The sequence below is a fragment of the Micromonospora sp. NPDC003197 genome, from assembly GCF_053590565.1.
Map to the genome: position 1 here is coordinate 63,025 of NZ_JBSFTE010000020.1, position 16,578 is coordinate 79,602.

General features: G+C 68.9%; 16 protein-coding genes. 2 read left to right on the forward strand and 14 right to left on the reverse strand.

What is annotated here, in order from left to right; all coding sequences use genetic code 11:
* Nucleotides 1-15: 15 nt before the first annotated feature.
* The 11 genes from rpoZ to pyrR form a co-directional block, all read right to left on the reverse strand.
* Nucleotides 16-279: a DNA-directed RNA polymerase subunit omega gene (rpoZ, locus tag ACWDV4_RS21305; protein ID WP_449981442.1), complete on the reverse strand. Its 264-nt coding sequence runs from the start codon at nt 277-279 to the stop codon at nt 16-18.
* A 46-nt stretch (nt 280-325) separates the two neighbouring features.
* Complete coding sequence (locus ACWDV4_RS21310; protein WP_449981444.1) at nt 326-889, reverse strand: guanylate kinase; 564 nt, start codon at nt 887-889, stop codon at nt 326-328.
* 26 nt (nt 890-915) lie between these two features.
* The gene (gene mihF, locus ACWDV4_RS21315; RefSeq protein ID WP_449981545.1) at nt 916-1,236 is read right to left on the reverse strand and encodes an integration host factor, actinobacterial type; all 321 of its coding nucleotides are present in this window, start codon (nt 1,234-1,236) and stop codon (nt 916-918) included.
* Between the two features lie 168 nt (nt 1,237-1,404).
* Complete coding sequence (gene pyrF / locus ACWDV4_RS21320; protein WP_449981446.1) at nt 1,405-2,244, reverse strand: orotidine-5'-phosphate decarboxylase; 840 nt, start codon at nt 2,242-2,244, stop codon at nt 1,405-1,407.
* Nucleotides 2,245-2,409: 165 nt separating this feature from the next.
* Nucleotides 2,410-3,687 carry an adenosylmethionine--8-amino-7-oxononanoate transaminase gene (locus ACWDV4_RS21325; RefSeq protein WP_449981448.1) on the reverse strand — a complete coding sequence of 426 codons (1,278 nt, stop codon included), beginning with the start codon at nt 3,685-3,687 and terminating at the stop codon, nt 2,410-2,412.
* 14 nt (nt 3,688-3,701) lie between these two features.
* On the reverse strand, nt 3,702-4,727 hold the full coding sequence (locus ACWDV4_RS21330) for a quinone-dependent dihydroorotate dehydrogenase (protein WP_449981449.1): 1,026 nt from the start codon (nt 4,725-4,727) through the stop codon (nt 3,702-3,704).
* Between the two features lie 205 nt (nt 4,728-4,932).
* Entirely contained in the window at nt 4,933-8,289 is a 3,357-nt protein-coding gene (gene carB / locus ACWDV4_RS21335; protein WP_449981451.1) for a carbamoyl-phosphate synthase large subunit, read from the reverse strand.
* Nucleotides 8,282-9,472, reverse strand: a complete 1,191-nt coding sequence (gene carA, locus ACWDV4_RS21340; RefSeq protein ID WP_449981453.1) for a glutamine-hydrolyzing carbamoyl-phosphate synthase small subunit — start codon at nt 9,470-9,472, stop codon at nt 8,282-8,284. Before carA ends, carB begins: the two co-directional genes overlap by 8 nt.
* Nucleotides 9,472-10,749 (reverse strand): dihydroorotase, encoded by a 1,278-nt coding sequence (locus ACWDV4_RS21345; RefSeq protein WP_449981455.1) that lies wholly within the window; start codon nt 10,747-10,749, stop codon nt 9,472-9,474. Before ACWDV4_RS21345 ends, carA begins: the two co-directional genes overlap by 1 nt.
* A 16-nt stretch (nt 10,750-10,765) precedes the next feature.
* A complete protein-coding gene (locus ACWDV4_RS21350) occupies nt 10,766-11,692 on the reverse strand; it encodes an aspartate carbamoyltransferase catalytic subunit (protein ID WP_449981457.1) in 927 nt (308 codons plus the stop codon).
* 55 nt (nt 11,693-11,747) lie between these two features.
* Nucleotides 11,748-12,332 carry a bifunctional pyr operon transcriptional regulator/uracil phosphoribosyltransferase PyrR gene (gene pyrR, locus ACWDV4_RS21355; RefSeq protein ID WP_449981459.1) on the reverse strand — a complete coding sequence of 195 codons (585 nt, stop codon included), beginning with the start codon at nt 12,330-12,332 and terminating at the stop codon, nt 11,748-11,750.
* A gap of 286 nt (nt 12,333-12,618) precedes the next feature.
* On the opposite strand from pyrR, the gene bldD reads away from it, so the two are divergent.
* Nucleotides 12,619-13,107, forward strand: a complete 489-nt coding sequence (bldD, locus tag ACWDV4_RS21360) for a transcriptional regulator BldD (protein ID WP_184537356.1) — start codon at nt 12,619-12,621, stop codon at nt 13,105-13,107.
* Between the two features lie 152 nt (nt 13,108-13,259).
* Nucleotides 13,260-14,783, forward strand: a complete 1,524-nt coding sequence (locus ACWDV4_RS21365) for a right-handed parallel beta-helix repeat-containing protein (RefSeq protein ID WP_449981462.1) — start codon at nt 13,260-13,262, stop codon at nt 14,781-14,783.
* A gap of 110 nt (nt 14,784-14,893) precedes the next feature.
* On the opposite strand, the gene ACWDV4_RS21370 is transcribed toward ACWDV4_RS21365, so the two are convergent.
* The 3 genes from ACWDV4_RS21370 to ACWDV4_RS21380 all read right to left on the reverse strand — a co-directional run bounded on the left by ACWDV4_RS21370 (nt 14,894) and on the right by ACWDV4_RS21380 (nt 16,563).
* Nucleotides 14,894-15,370, reverse strand: coding sequence for a hypothetical protein (locus ACWDV4_RS21370; protein ID WP_449981464.1), 477 nt, complete (start codon nt 15,368-15,370; stop codon nt 14,894-14,896).
* A 74-nt stretch (nt 15,371-15,444) separates the two neighbouring features.
* A complete protein-coding gene (locus ACWDV4_RS21375; RefSeq protein WP_449981466.1) occupies nt 15,445-16,224 on the reverse strand; it encodes a hypothetical protein in 780 nt (259 codons plus the stop codon).
* 9 nt (nt 16,225-16,233) lie between these two features.
* Entirely contained in the window at nt 16,234-16,563 is a 330-nt protein-coding gene (locus tag ACWDV4_RS21380; protein ID WP_449981468.1) for a hypothetical protein, read from the reverse strand.
* Between the last annotated feature and the right edge of the window lie 15 nt (nt 16,564-16,578).

Genomic DNA, 16,578 nt, shown 5'->3' on the forward strand with positions numbered 1-16,578 from the left:
CGACGTTCGGCAGAACTACGGCTGGTCGGTCGGCTCAGCGGTGAGCAGCCCAGCGTTGATCTCACGCATCGCGATCGAAAGGGCCTTTTCCTGCGGCGTGGTCTCGACCAGGGGGCCGACGTATTCCAGCAGGCCCTCGCCGAGCTGGCTGTAGTAGGCGTTGACCTGACGGGCGCGCTTGGCGGCGAAGATCACCAGCGCGTACTTCGACGAGGTCTTCTCCAGCAGCTCGTCGATCGGCGGGTTGGTGATGCCTTCGGGGCTGGCGATGGATCCCACGGGATAAACCTCTGCGTCTCTCAACCGCGAACCTGCGGTTGGGGTCTCAACCGCGAACCCGCGGTTGGGCCGGAGTCGGAAAAGAACAACCGAGTAAGCCTACCAGTTCGGCCGCAGCGCGCTCGACGTGCTCGTTCACCACCGTCTGGTCGAATTCGCGGGGTAGTGGCGCTGGCCGATCGGAATCGACGGGATGCGCTCGCGTCACGCATGTTGCGGGCGGGGCGAGAAACACCAGTCTCGCCTCGGGCATCGCGGCCCGAACCCGACGGGCACCCGGTAGGTCGGTCGTCAACAACACCGGCTGCCCGGCCCGTAGTCGGCTCCGAATGGGCTCGGCGGGAATGCCGTACAGCTGGCCGGCGATTTCGGTCCAGTCGAGCAGTCGCCCGTCGGCGATCATGTGCTCGAACTCGGCCCGGTCGACGAAGAACCGGTCCACCCCATCCACCTCGTGTTCCCGGATCGGCCGGGTGGTGACCGGAATTGATATCCACACTGACGACGAACGCGCCCGGATCAACTCGACCACGCCGCCCTTGCCGACCCCGGAGGGACCGACAAGGGCGGTGAGCCGAGCCGCCGGGCGCGCGTCGTCAACCGTGCTCACTGCTCGTTTCTACCCGCTGACGCGGATCAGTTCGAGGCGAACTCTCCAAGCAGTGCCTTGCGCTGCTGCTCGCCGAGGCCGCGCAGCCGCCGGCTGTCAGCGATCTTGAGCTTTTCCATGATCTGGGTCGCCCGGATCTTGCCGATGCCCGGCATCGCCTGCAAGACGGCCGAAACCTTCAGCTTGCCGACGACATCATCCGACTCCGCCCGGTCGAGGACGGCGGCGAGGGTGGTCTTGCCCTGCTTGAGCTGCTCCTTCAATGCAGCACGGGCTTTGCGGATCTCCGCAGCCTTCTCCAGCGCGGCAGCGCGCTGCTCGGGGCTCAGTGACGGGAGCGGCGCCAGTTCTCCTCAGGTCCCTATCGCGACGGCGGGACACGCCGCCGCTGTGAAACGTGGTGTGCCTGAAAACCAAAGGGGTTTGTGGTTCCCAGCGCGGGGAAAACTAGCTGCCGCCGGAGTTTTCGGCAACGTGGGCACGCCATGATCACCAAAGAGTGACCGACTCGTCAGTCAGGAGCTACTGCCCAGTACGGCTCGACAGTCGGCTAGAACCCGGTCGAATGCCGCCCGCAATCCGGACCTATCGGGGCCGGCGTTGAGCACCTCCCGGGAGTACGACGGGAGCACCGTGGAGAGGTCCCGACCGAAGACCGTACGCAGGTCCGCCGCGCTCGCGCCCTGCGCGCCGAGGCCCGGAGCGAGCAGCGGTCCGCCCGCTCGCGACAGATCGTGACCGGTCTCACCAATCGTCGCGCCGACCACCAGCCCAAAGCTGCCGAGCGGTTGCGCACCCCGGTTGAGCTGCGAAATCTCGTCGATGACAGTTTGCCCGACGGTACGACCGTCCGCGCCGCGCGCGTGCTGGACGCTCGGCCCCTCGGGGTTGGAGGTGAGCGCGAGCACGAATACGCCGCCCCCGTGCGCCGTCGCCGTTTCGAACATCGGCGCGAGCGAACCAACGCCCAGATATGGACTCGCAGTGACCGCGTCGACATACAGGGAGCTGGATGGTTCCAGATATGCCGCCGCGTACGCGGCGACAGTCGAGCCGATGTCGCCACGCTTCACGTCAAGCAGTACGAGCGCACCGGAATCCCGCAACTGTCGGATAGTTGACTCAAGCACGGCGACCCCTCTAGAGCCGAAACGCTCGAAGAAGGCGGACTGCGGTTTACACACCGCAACCCGGTCGCCGAGGGCGTCGACCACGGTCTGACTGAACCGCGCCAGCCCGTCCAGGTCGTCGGTCAGACCCCACCGGTGCAGCAGTGCCGGATGTGGGTCGATCCCCACACACAACGGCCCCCGGTCGGCCATCGCCCGGTGCAGTCGAGCTCCGAAGCTCTCCATCGCTGTCTCCTCTCCCCCGTCGCGGGATCCGCCGCGACGTCCTCTCCCCGAGGCCACCAACCGGGGCCGGTTGCCTCGGAGACATCCGCCCGAGACACCCGGCCTTGCTGTTAGGAAGGGCCCCTTCCTATACAAAAAGCGATAGGAAGGGGCCCTTCCTTGCACTCAGCCGGCGGCAACGGCGGCAGCCACTCCGGCGACGATCCGAGCCAGGTCCGCGTCGTCTGTCACGTACGGCGGCATGGTGTAGACCAGATCCCGGAACGGCCGCAGCCACACCCCATTGGCGACAGTCGCGGCGGTGGCCGCCGCCATGTCCACCTCGTGGTCCAACTGCACCACGCCGATCGCGCCCAGGACCCGTACGTCGCGTACCCCTGGCACAGCCCGTAACGGCTCCAGACCGGCCCGCAACCCCGCTTCCACCCTCGCCACCCCAGCTGCCCAGTTTTCGGCGTGTAGCAGCCCGATAGAGGCGTTTGCGACGGCACAGGCGATTGGGTTTCCCATGAACGTGGGCCCGTGCGCCAACGTGCCTCCGCCGGCCCCGATCCCGGCGGCCACCGCCGGGGTGCACAGGGTGGCCGCGAGGCTCAGGTAACCACCGGTGAGCGCCTTGCCGAGACACATCACATCCGGCGCCACCCCGGCGTGGTCGGCGGCGAACAGCGCACCGGTACGACCGAAGCCGGTCGCGATCTCGTCGAAGACCAGTGGAATGTCGTACTCCCGAGTCACCTCCCGCAGCACCCGCAGGTAGTGCGGGTTGTGGAACCGCATGCCACCGGCCCCCTGCACCACCGGCTCGACGATGACGCCGGCCAACTCGTCGGCGTGCCGGGCCACCGCGTCGGTCAACGCCGTGACGTACGCGTCGTCGACCGGGGCGTCGAAGCCGGCCGGGGGCAGGTCGGCGAAGATCTGCCGGGGCAGGACGTCCGTCCACAGGTGATGCATGCCCCCCTCGGGGTCGCACACGCTCATCGGATGGAAGGTGTCGCCGTGGTAGCCGCCCCGCCAGGTGGCCATCCGGTACCGCTGCGGACGGCCCCGCCCCCGCTGGTACTGGAGGCACATCTTCACCGCGACCTCGACCCCGACCGAGCCGGAGTCACAGAGGAAGACGTGTTCCAGCCCGGGTGGGGTGAGCTCGACCAGGGTCTGGGCCAACCGAACGGCCGGCTCGTGGGTGAGTCCACCGAACATGACGTGACTCATCCGGCCGAGCTGGTCGGTGACGGCGGCGTCCAGCACCGGGTGCCGGTAGCCGTGGATCGCTGCCCACCAGGACGACATGCCGTCGACGAGTTCCCGGCCGTCGGCCAGCCGGATCCGTACCCCCTCGGCACTGACCACCGGGTACGGTGCGACCGTCGCGGGCATCGGCGCGTACGGGTGCCAGACGTGTGCCTGGTCGAGGGCGACGATCTCCTCGGGTGTCACTGTGCCGTGCTCCCCTATTCGGCCAGCCGCGACCGGGCTGCCTGCGCGACGGACCGCACCAACGCCGGTCCCCGGTAGATGAATCCCGTGTAGAGCTGCACCAGGCTCGCTCCGGCGTCGAACATCCGGGCCGCGTCGTCGGCGTCGGCGATGCCGCCGACCCCGATCACCGGCAGCTTCCCGCTGGTCTCGCGGTGCACGAAGGCGACCACCTCACGAGCCCGGGCGGTCAACGGCCGGCCGGACAGGCCCCCCGTCTCGGTGCCCCGGACGGTGTCCACCGCAGCGAGCCCGTCCCGGCTCAGCGTGGTGTTGGTGGCGATGATCCCGGCCGCACCCCGGTCGAGGCAGACCGCCAGCACCTCCGCGATCGCCGACTCGGTCAGATCCGGTGCGATCTTCACCAGGATCGGCTTCTCCCCCACCAGCTCGGCGAGCAACGCATCGAGGTGGTCCCGGTCCTGCAAGGCCCGCAGGCCGGGGGTGTTGGGCGAGGAGACGTTCACCGCGAAGTAGTCGCCATGGTCGCGCAGCGCTCGATAGGAGGCCCGATAGTCGGCCACCACCTCGTCGATCGGCGTGATCTTCGACTTGCCGAGCGAGATGCCCAACGGTACGCCCAGCGGGCGGGGCAGCGCCGCCAGGCGCGCGGCCAGCGCCTCGGCACCGGCGTTGTTGAAACCCATCCGGTTGATCAGCGCGGTGCTCGCCGGCAACCGGAACACCCGGGGGCGTGGGTTGCCCGGTTGGGCGTGCGCGGTGACCGTACCGACCTCGACGAATCCGAAGCCCAGCGCCGGCCAGGCGGGCAACGCGTGGCCGTCCTTGTCCATACCGGCTGCCAGCCCCACCGGATTGGGGAAGTCCACACCGAAGACGGTGCGCGGAGCCGAGACGGCGTACCGGCTGCGCAGCGCCGCCAGGGCGGCCGGCCGGCGGGACAGGCCCGCCAGCCGGCGCGTGGTCCACTGGTGCGCGGTCTCGGCGTCGCCGCCACCGAGACGGAACAGCACCGGCCGTACCACCTGCTCGAACATCACCACGTCGCCTCGACAGATTCGGGCCGGTTCGGGGTGCTCACTGGGCCAACTCCTGTTCGCGACTGCGGGGCTCGCTACGCTCACTCCTCGCGCTCACTGGGCCAACTCCTGTTCGCGACTGCGGGGCTCGCTACGCTCACTCCTCGCACTCACTGGGCCAACTCCTGTTCGCGACTGCGGGGCTCGCTACGCTCACTCCTCGCGCTCACTGGTTGTCTGCCCGAAGGGCGGCGTGCAGCTGTTGCAACGGACGCACCGTCACGTCTCCTCGGATCCGGGCCTCGATGCCCATGACCGCAGCGGCGGCACCGGGAACGGTGGTGACGCACGGGATGTCGGCGGTGACCGCCGCGCTGCGGATCTCGTACCCGTCGAAGCGGGCGCTGGCCCCCGAACCCTGCGGGGTGTTGATGACCAGGGCAACCTCACCGGCGGTGATCAGCGACACCGCGTTGCGGCCGTCGCCAGCCTCCTCGTAGTGCTTGTGGATCACCTCGCACTCGATGCCGTGCCGGCGCAGCACCTCCCCGGTGCCGGCGGTCGCAACGATCTCGAAGCCCAGGTCGGCCAGGCGCTTCACCGGGAAGATCATGCCGCGCTTGTCCCGGTTGGCCACCGACACGAAGATCTTCCCGGAGGTGGGCAGCGAGCCGTACGCGGCCGACTGCGACTTGGCGAACGCCTGCCCGAAGGCGGTGTCGATGCCCATCACCTCGCCGGTGGACTTCATCTCCGGTCCGAGCAGCGAATCCATCCCCTGACCGGCCTTGGTCCGGAACCGCTTGAACGGCAGCACCGCCTCCTTGACCGCGATCGGCGCGCCGTCGGGCACCGTCCCACCGTCGCCCGTGGGTGGCAGCAAGCCCTCGGTACGCAGGTCGGCGATGCTCGCCCCGAGCATGATCCGGGCGGCGGCCTTGGCCAGCGGCACCGCCGTGGCCTTCGAGACGAACGGCACGGTCCGCGACGCGCGCGGGTTCGCCTCCAGTACGTAGAGCACGTCGTCCTTGAGCGCGTACTGCACGTTGAGCAGGCCGCGTACTCCGACACCCCGGGCGATCGCCTCGGTGTAGCGACGTACCTCGGCCAGGTGCGATCCGGCCAGCGTGATCGGCGGCAGCGTGCACGACGAGTCGCCGGAGTGGATGCCGGCCTCCTCGATGTGCTCCATCACGCCGCCGAGGTAGACCGCGCCCGTGGCGTCACAGAGCGCGTCGACGTCGATCTCGATCGCATCGTCCAGGAACCGGTCGACCAGCACCGGGTGTTCCGGTGAGATGTCGGTGGCCCGGCCAATGTAGTCGCGCAGGGTGGCGTCGTCGTAGACAATCTCCATGCCCCGGCCGCCGAGCACGTACGACGGGCGGACCAGCACCGGGTAGCCGATCTCGTCGGCGATCGCCTTCGCCTCGTCGTACGAGGTGGCCGTGCCGTGCGCGGGGGCACGCAGCCCAGCCTGCTCCAGCACCGCGCCGAAGGCACCCCGGTCCTCGGCCAGATCGATGGACTCCGGCGAGGTGCCGACGATCGGCACCCCGGCGTCCTTGAGCCGCTGGGCGAGGCCGAGCGGGGTCTGGCCGCCGAGCTGAACGATCACTCCCACGACCCCGGGGCCACCGGCGGCCCGGCCGGAGGAGTCCTCCGCGTGCCAGACCTCCAGCACGTCCTCGAAGGTGAGTGGCTCGAAGTAGAGCCGGTCGGCGGTGTCGTAGTCGGTGGAGACCGTCTCCGGGTTGCAGTTGACCATGACGGTCTCGAAGCCCGGCCCGTCGACTCCACGCGCCGCAGAGCCTGCGTCGCGCAGTGCCATCACCGCGTGTACGCACGAGTAGTCGAACTCGATGCCCTGCCCGATCCGGTTCGGCCCGGATCCGAGGATCAGCACCTTCGCCCCGGTCGAGGGAGCTACCTCGGTCTCCTCGTCGTACGACGAGTAGTGGTAGGGCGTGGCCGCGGAGAACTCGGCCGCGCAGGTGTCCACGGTCTTGTAGACCGGGCGCAGCCCGAGCCGGTGGCGCAGCGCGCGTACCCCGTCCTCGGCCGCGAGTTCCGGACGCAGCGCCGCGATCTGCCGGTCGGAGAGCCCGGCACGCTTGGCCCGCCGCAGCAGCTCCCCATCCAGTACGGCCGCACCGACGATCTCCGCGCGCAGCTCGATCAGGGCGACGATCTCGTTCAGGAACCACGGGTCGACACCGCCGGAGGCGGCCGACACCTCGGCCACCGAGGCACCCAGCCGCAGTGCCCGTTCGATCGTGTAGAGCCGCCCGTCGTGCGGCGTACCCAGCGCGGCGAGCGTGTTCTCCAGGGTGGCCTCGGCCGGGTCCGGCTGGGTCCAGAAGCCGGCCGCCTTGGTCTCCATCGACCGCATCGCCTTGTTGAGCGCCTCGGCGAAGTTACGGCCCAGGCTCATCGCCTCGCCCACCGACTTCATCGTGGTGGTCAGCTCCGCGTCCGCGCCGGGGAACTTCTCGAACGCGAACCGGGGGATCTTCACCACCACGTAGTCGAGGGTCGGCTCGAACGCGGCCGGCGTCTTCAGGGTGATGTCGTTGGGGATCTCGTCCAGGGTGTAGCCGATGGCCAGCTTCGCGGCGATCTTCGCGATCGGGAAGCCGGTGGCCTTGGAGGCCAGCGCCGACGAGCGGGACACCCGGGGGTTCATCTCGATGACGACCAGTCGACCGTCGCGCGGGTTGATCGCGAACTGGATGTTGCATCCGCCGGTGTCCACGCCGACCTCGCGCAGCACCGCGATGCCCAGGTCACGCAGCCGCTGGTACTCCCGGTCGGTCAGGGTCATCGCCGGGGCGACGGTGACGCTGTCACCGGTGTGCACACCCATCGGGTCGAGGTTCTCGATGGAGCAGACGACCACCACGTTGTCGTTGCGGTCGCGCATCAGCTCCAGCTCGTACTCCTTCCAGCCGAGCACGCTCTCCTCGATGAGCACCTCGTGCACCGGGCTGGCGGCCAGGCCGGCCCCGGCGATCCGTTCCAGGTCCTCGTCGGTGTGCGCCATGCCCGAGCCGAGACCACCCATGGTGAACGACGGCCGGATCACCACCGGCAGGCCCAACTCGGCCACGGTGGCCCGGACCTCGTCCATCGAGTGGCAGACCCGGCTGCGCGGGGTCTCGCCGCCGGCCTTGGCGACGATCTCCTTGAACAGCTGCCGGTCCTCGCCGCGCCGAATCGCGTCGATGTCCGCGCCGATCAGCTCCACGCCGTACTTGTCGAGCACCCCCGACTCGTGCAGCGCGACCGCGGTGTTGAGAGCGGTCTGGCCACCGAGGGTGGGCAGCAGCGCGTCGGGGCGTTCCTTGGCGATGACCAGCTCGACGAACTCCGGGGTGATCGGTTCGACGTAGGTGGCGTCGGCGAACTCCGGGTCGGTCATGATGGTGGCCGGGTTGGAGTTGACCAGGCTGACCCGCAGCCCTTCGCTGCGCAGCACCCGGCACGCCTGGGTGCCGGAGTAGTCGAACTCGCAGGCCTGTCCGATGACGATCGGGCCGGAGCCGATCACCAGGACATGCTTCAGATCTGTCCGCTTAGGCACGCTCATCCTCGCTCAACTTGGTGCCGGGCCGACCGCCACGCTCGATCAGCTCCGCGAAGCGGTCGAACAGGTAGTCCGCGTCGTGCGGTCCGGCCGCCGCTTCCGGGTGGTACTGGACGGTGAAGGCGGGCACGTCCTTCGCCCGCAGGCCCTCGACCACGTTGTCGTTGAGGCACACGTGACTGACCTCGACCCCGCCGAAGTCGGTGTCGATAACCTGGTTCAGCGGCGCATCGACCGCGCTCTTCCCCGGTTCGCGGCCGGACACGTCCACCGCGAAGCCGTGGTTGTGGCTGGTCACCTCGACCTTGCCGGTGGTCCGGTCCAGCACCGGCTGGTTGGCACCCCGGTGGCCGTAGCCGAGCTTGTAGGTGCCGAAGCCCAGCGCCCGCCCGAGGATCTGGCTGCCGAAGCAGATGCCGAAGAGCGGGATCTCGCGGCGCATCACCTCGCGGGCCAACGCCACCGGGTGATCGGCGGTGGCCGGGTCACCCGGGCCGGGCGAGAGGAAGACCGCGTCCGCACCCGTCGCCAACAGATCGTCTATTGTGGACGAGGCCGGCATGACGTGGGTGGTCACGCCCCGGGCTGCGAGCCGTCGTGCCACGTTGCGCTTGATCCCCAGGTCGAGCGCGGCGACGGTGAACCGGTGCTCGCCCTCGGCTTGGACCGTGTACGGCTTATCGGTGGTGACCTCGGCCGAAAGGTTCGCGCCGGTCATCTCCGGTGCCTGCCGTACCCGCTCCAGCAGTGCCTGGGGGTCGTCGTCCCGGCTGGAAATCCCGACCCGCATCGCGCCCCGCTCCCGCAGATGGCGGGTCAGTGCCCGGGTGTCGACCCCGCTGATGCCGACCACACCCTCGGTGGCCAGTCGGTCCTCCAGGTCGCCGGTCGCCCGCCAGTTGGAGCTGGCCCGGGCCGGGTCCCGCACGACGTACCCGGCGACCCAGATCCGACTGGACTCGTCGTCCTCGGTGTTGACCCCGGTGTTGCCGATGTGCGGGGCGGTCTGCACCACCACCTGCCGGTGGTAGGACGGGTCGGTCAGCGTCTCCTGGTAGCCGGTCATGCCGGTGGTGAAGACCGCCTCACCGAAGGTCTCCCCGATGCTGCCGTACGCCTCCCCGCGGAAGATACGGCCATCCTCCAGTACGAGGATCGCGGGCCTGCGCCTGTTGGTCATCACTTGACCGCCTTTCCATCGAGGACCGTCGGCTCGCCCCGCAGGAACGTTGCCATGATCCGGCCGGGCAGCACCGTGCCGGCGTAGGGCGTGTTACGGCTTCGGCTGGCCATCTCGTCGGCGACGATGGTGCGTCGCACGGCCGGGTCGACCAGGGTGAGGTTGGCCGGCACCCCGGGTGCCGGGTTGAGCCCGTGCTCGGTCAGCCCGGCGATCCGGGCCGGGGTGCGGGACATCCGCTCGGCGATCAGCTCCCACTCGGGGCCAAGTACGTCGAGAACGATCGACAACGCCGTCTCCAGCCCGAGCATTCCCGGCCGGGCGTACGCCCACTCACACTCCTTGTCCTCCAAGGCGTGCGGGGCGTGGTCGGTGGCCACGATGTCGATCACGCCTTCGACCAGCGCGGCGCGCAGCGCGGCGATGTCGGTGGCGGTCCGCAGCGGCGGGTTGACCTTGAACACCGGGTCGTAGCTGACGGTCAGCTCGTCAGTGAGCAGTAGGTGGTGCGGGGTGACCTCGGCGGTGACCCGTACCCCTCGGGCCTTGGCTTGGCGCAGCAGTTCGACGCTGCCGGCGGTGGAGACGTGGCAGACGTGCAGCCGGCTGCCGACGTGCTCGGCGAGCAGCACGTCCCGGGCGATGATCGCCTCCTCGGCGACCGCCGGCCAGCCGGTCAGCCCCAGCCGGGTGGAGACCTCCCCCTCGTGCATCTGGGCGCCCTCGGTCAGCCGGGGCTCCTCGGCGTGCTGGGCGATGACCCCGTCGAAGGCCTTGACGTACTCCAGGGCCCGGCGCATCAGCCGCGGGTCGGCCACGCAGTGCCCGTCGTCGGAGAAGATCCGCACCTGGGCTGCGGAGTCGGCCATCGCGCCCAACTCGGCCAGCCGTTCACCGGCCAGCCCGACGGTGACCGCGCCGATCGGCTGTACGTCGACCAGACCGGCCTCGCGGCCCAGCCGCCATACCTGCTCCACCACACCGGCGGTGTCGGCCACCGGCGAGGTGTTGGCCATCGCGCAGACCGCCGTGTAGCCGCCCAGCGCCGCCGCCCGCGACCCGGACTCGACCGTCTCGGCGTCCTCCCGGCCCGGTTCCCGCAGGTGGGTGTGCAGATCGACCAGGCCGGGCAGAACGACCAGCCCGTCGGCGTCGACCGTGGTCGCCCCCCGCGCGTCCAGGTTGCGACCCACCTCGGCCACCACACCGTCACGCACCAGCAGATCGGTGGGCGCGGCACCCACGACACTCGCGCCCTTGAGCAGGTACGCGCTCACTGTTCTTCTCCCCCAGTCACTGGTTCTTTCCCCCGAGCAGCAGATAGAGAACGGCCATCCGGACGGAGACCCCGTTGGTGACCTGTTCGACGATGGTGGACCGGGGCGAGTCGGCGACCTCCGGGGCGATCTCCATGCCCCGGTTCATCGGCCCCGGGTGCATGACGATGGCATGCTCGGGCAGCCGGCGCAGCCGCGCGCCGTCCATACCGTAGCGGCGGGCGTACTCCCGGGCGGACGGAAAGTAGGAGTTGTCCATCCGCTCCCGCTGCACCCGCAACATCATCACCACGTCGGTGGTGGGCAGCACCGCGTCCAGGTCGTAGGAGACCTGGGTGCCGGGTGCGAGTGCGGCGCTGATGTCCACCGGGATCAGCGTCGGCGGGCCGACCAGGGTGACCTTCGCCCCGAGCGTCGACAGCAGCAGGACGTTGGAGCGGGCCACCCGGCTGTGCAGCACGTCCCCGACCACGGTCACCTGGAGACCGGCCAGCCGACCCAGCCGGGACCGCATCGTGTACGCGTCGAGCAGCGCCTGGGTCGGGTGCTCGTGGGTGCCGTCGCCGGCGTTGACCACCGACCCGTCCACCCAGTTGGCCAGCCGGTGCGGGGCGCCGGAGGCCGGGTGGCGGATCACCACCGCGTCGGCACCCATCGCCTGGAGGGTCAGCGCGGTGTCCTTCAGGCTCTCGCCCTTGGAGACGCTCGACCCCTTGGCCGAAAAGTTGATCACGTCGGCGGAGAGTCGCTTCGCCGCCGCCTCGAAGGAGATCCGGGTCCGGGTGGAATCTTCGTAGAAGAGGTTGACCACGGTACGACCACGCAGCGCGGGGAGCTTCTTGACCTCACGTCCGGCCACGGTCGCCATCTCGGCTGCGGTGTCCAGGATCAGTGTGGCGGTCGCCGCGTCGAGGTCCGCACCGGAGAGCAGATGCCTGATCACGGTTGCCCACCTTTGTTCGCGACTGCGGTGCTCCGCTGCGCTGCGCTCCTCGCACTCACAGTTGCCCACCTCCCAGGAGCTTGACCTCGTCGGTGCCGTCGATCTCGGCGAGGGTGACCCGGACGCTCTCGGCGAGCGCCGTGGGGATGTTCTTGCCCACGTAGTCGGCGCGGATCGGCAACTCCCGGTGGCCGCGGTCGACCAGGACCGCGAGCTGCACCGAACTGGGCCGGCCCAGGTCGCTCAGCGCGTCGAGGGCGGCGCGCACGGTACGGCCGGAGAAGAGGACGTCATCAACCAGGATCACCCGCTTGCCGTCTATGCCGCTGGCGGGCACCTCGGTGGGGCCGACCGCCCGAGTGGCGTTACGGCGCAGGTCGTCGCGATAAAGCGTGATGTCGAGCACACCCACCGGGACGGCCACATCCTCGAAGGTGCTGATTCGGGCGGCCAGTCGGCGAGCCAGCGGAACACCCCGGGTCGGAATGCCGAGCAATACCGTGTCGGCGGCGCCCTGGGTCTTCTCCAGGATCTGGTGGGCGATCCGGTCCACCACCCGCTGAAGATCAGCGCTAGAGAGGATGACCTTCACAGACGGTGGTGACACCGGCGCAGGCTGAGCAGCCGGCGAGTAGGCCACAGCGGACCTCCTTCCCCGCCTCACGGGACGGGTCGTTAAAGGATGTCTAATTCCGGCCGGGCCGCGAACGGTTCCGTACCGGGGCTTCACGCCACGTTACCAGTGGCCACGGCGATTCCCGCTGCGGGTCGCTGATCGCCGAATCAGTCGTCGGCAAATCGCCCACGGCGGGCGATCTTGTCAACAGTACGGTCACGACTACTTGACCCGGTGTCGCAATCCCCGTACCGTCACGCTCCGTAGCGATCGCTGGGGAGAACCCCAAACCAGCATTGGGAGTGTCCGCATGCCCTCTGAGTACGCCAAGTCGTTGGGTGCCCGTCTGCGCTCTATCCGCCAGCAGCAGGGGCTGTCCCTGCAGGGGGTGGAGGAGAAGTCGAACGGGCGCTGGAAGGCTGTCGTAGTCGGCTCGTACGAGCGGGGTGACCGTGCCGTAACGGTTTCTCGTCTCGCCGAGTTGGCCGACTTCTACCGGGTGCCCGTCGCGGAACTGCTGCCCGACGGCAGTGGTGTCCGGCACGAGCCCACGAACAAGATCGTGCTCGACCTGGAGCGTCTCTACGACGACGCCTCCGAAGAGCTCGCGTACGTCGCCCGTTACGCCCGGGCCATCCAGCAGCAGCGGGGTGACTACAACGGCCGGGTCCTGTCGATCCGTGCGGACGACCTTCGGTCGCTCGCCATCGTCTACGACTCGTCCCCGTCCGGGCTGATCGAGCGGCTGACCGAGCACGGTGTCCTCGTCGCCGACCCTCGGGCGCTCTTCGCCTCCTGAGCCAGTCCGACTAGCGGGGTCCGTGCCCACCGGCACGGGCCCCGCTGGCCGTCCGGGGCCCTAGACCAGCCCCGGATGCCCCAGCTTCGATGCGCGACCCTACCGCGCGCGTACGATGGCTGATCATCGATAGGCATGATCATGGGGGCGTCGTGGCACAGTCCGAGGGATCTCCGGCCACCACCGGCCGACTGGCCCGACGCGCACTCCTCGGCAGCGCGCTGGTTGGCGGTGCCACGGCGGGTGCCCTGTTCGCCCCCGGTGCCGCCCTCGCCGCGCCGACCGGTTGGAAGGTCTTCTTCGTCGAACACCCCGGCGGCACCCCGACGCAGAGCGGCATCCAGGCCGCGCTCACCGAGGCACACGCTGCCGGCGGCGGGCACGTCGTCGTCGGCCCGGGCACCTGGCAGGTTACTTCGCCGCTACGCATCTGGGCTAACACCCGACTGACCCTGACCCCCGCGACCGTGCTGCGTCGTACCGGCGCAGTCAACGCGATGCTCCGTAACGGAGACTCGTCGGACACCAGCACCGGCTACAACGGTGCCGGCAACATCATCGTCGAGGGCGGCGTCTGGGATGCCAACGCGGACAGCGTGCCCACCCCGGGCTGGGCCATCGTCTTCGCGCACGCCCGCAACATTACGGTGCGGGACCTGGAAATTCGCGACGTCTCCGAGTGGCACGCCATCGAACTGAACTCCACGGCGGACGCCCTGGTGCAGAACTGCACCTTCGTCGGTGCCCGGGTGCGCCCCAGCGCGGCGTGGAACCAGGAGGCAGTCAGCTTCGACCTCGCCGCTCCCGGACTGGTGCCGTTCGGCGCCGCCGACAACACCCAGTGCCGCGGCATCCGAATCATCGACAACCGCTGTACGGGCTGGCCGACGTTCGCCGGCTGCCACACCGGGCTGGCGACCTCCGGGCACGAGGAGGTGGTGATCTCCGGCAACTCCGTCCGCGACCTCACCGCCTGGGGGGTGAGCCTGCGCAACACCAGTCGCGCGGTGGTAACCGACAACACCATGCTCAACGTCGGCGGCGGAGTCATGATCCGGTGTCACGACGACGCCACCGCCCGTCGATCGCTCACCAGCGTGGTGGTCGCGGACAACGTGATCGACACGACCACCGTCGATGAGGGAATCCGACTGACCGGGGCGAACGGCGGCAGCGCCGGAGACGGACAGGTCTGGTGTACCTCGGTGAGCGGGAACGTCCTCCGCCGGACCGCCGGCAGCGGCATCTCGGCGGTCTGGGCACCGGAGGTCCAGATTCGCGACAACTCGATCCATGTCTCCGGCAAGCATGGCGTCGAGGCGATCAACTGCACGTCCGCCACCCTCTCGGGCAACCTGACCCGGGACGCCCAGTGGGCGGGAATCTCCATCAACGGCGGCGGAGACCACCGGATCACCGACAACTCGGTACTGAACGCGGCGCGCGCCACCGACCAGGCCCGGGACGCGATCCAGTTGCTTGGGGTGACCTCGAGCATGGTCCAGGGCAACAAGGTGGCTTCGGCGAATCCGGCGCCCCGGTACGCCATCTCGGCGGACTCCGCGTCGTCCGGAGTGCTCTGCGTCCATAACGACCTGCGCACGAGCTACCAGGATGCGGCGCTGAACCTCGCCGGTTCCGGGCACATCACCTCGATGACCGGAAACGTGAGCTGAGCCCACGCCAGCCGGGCATGACCACTTCGCCCTGCCGGGCGGTTGACCGGCAGGCAGTTCGTGTTGCTGTTCAGCCGCGTCCGCATCCGTCCACATCCGTCAGGAGACGCTTAGAACGGAACAACCCTCGGTGCGAGCGGGGGAAATTCCGGTGGCAGCGTCCGCAGCATGTCGGGCGGAGCTTCACGATGCCATTTCGCAAGCCGGTGGTAGTCCCACCCAAAGGATCCGCCAGCAACCGCACCAATCGCCGCAACAAGGCCCAGTGGTATCACGAGTAGCAGGTAGAACGAGATCCTGGACTGGATCAGGGCAGCGGTCAGCAGGGCAAGAAAGCCGGCGAACAGGACCAGACCGGCTGCCCAGGAATAGTTTCTCGCTGCCGAGAGGCCAGTTTGGGAAACAGTCCAAGAAGTCGCATCGATGGCCGCAATCGCTCGGCTCAGGCCCACCAACAGCAGGATCATCCCCGACAGTCCAAACGTGATAAAGCTCAGCGGAAGCAGTATTCGGGCAGAGCCGATGCCCGACGGCACCCCGCCCAAGGCGATGAGAACGCCGATTCCTCCCGTGACCAGGTGGAACACCCGCCACCCTTGCAGTCGTTGCGGGAACGCCCGTAGATCTTGAACACCGCGCGCCGGGGGCTCGGTTGGCCAATTCATTGCGCCAACTTCCACGACGCGCCGTCCCGGTAACGCTCGCTCTTGGAGGCCGGCCACTGGCCGCCGTCGAGGGCGCTCTTGTCGAGCAGCCGGCTCCGCAGGGTGGTCATGGCGTCGTTGGCCCGCTCAACAGTCAGCATGAAGGCAGTAATGCCGGCCGCGACCCCCTGGGCTAAGGCCACCAAAGACGAGATCACCAGTCCTATCGCCGCTGGAGCCCCGACCCCAGTGCCGGCGGACACCCCTGCGGCGGCAAGGCCGGCACATGTCACCAGCAGGGCAGCGGCAACGGTGACCCAGAGGGCACAGATCGCCACCGCCACATGACCGAGCGAGGTGTGCAGGTCGTTACCGATCCCCTGTAACGCGGCGAGTGCTTCCTTCTGTCGGCTGGTCGCTGCGGCGTACATCTCGGCGGCCCGGCCGTCCCACTCGTAGTCGGCGCTCAGATGAAGCTCGTTCATCTCGCCCACATGCGCGCTGAGCGGGCCGGCGAACTTCTCCGCCCACGCAGCCCCGGTTTCCCACACCGTCCACGGCTTGCCCACCGGCTCCAGCGCTCGCTTGATCCCCTGGCGGACCTGCTCCCAGAACTCCCGCAACCGCACACAGAGCGCGTCGACCTGAGCAGCGTTGGGCAGCAGGCGGGTCGACCCACGGGCGGTGTCGATCACCCGGTCGATGCCCGCGGACAGTCGAGCGAGCAACCGACGTACCTGCTCTTCCAGCTCGTCGAACTTCGTGATGACGACCGGTACGGCCATCGCGATGGTCACATCGTCTCCCTACCGTGGTGTCAGTCGCTGGCTCGCGTTCTGGTCCGACTCGTCGTAGTAACGCGCGGCAAGAAGCAGCGCATCCGACACGTCGACGAAGCTCCGCGCCCCTGCCAGGGCGAGTTCGGCCGCCTGTTGTTGGACCGCCGCGTACAGGTCGGGCAGGCCGATCATCTCGCTCAGGACGCACATCTCACCGTCGCGCAGGGTGAGACTGGCAGCAGTCTGAGACGCGGTGTAGAGGGTGTGGGACCAGCGGATCCATTCCTTCGCGTCCTTGCGAAGGGCGTCCGTGGCGACCTTCAGCTGGTCCTCGGTCAGACCATCGGGTGGCGGCATGGGGGTTCCCCGTTC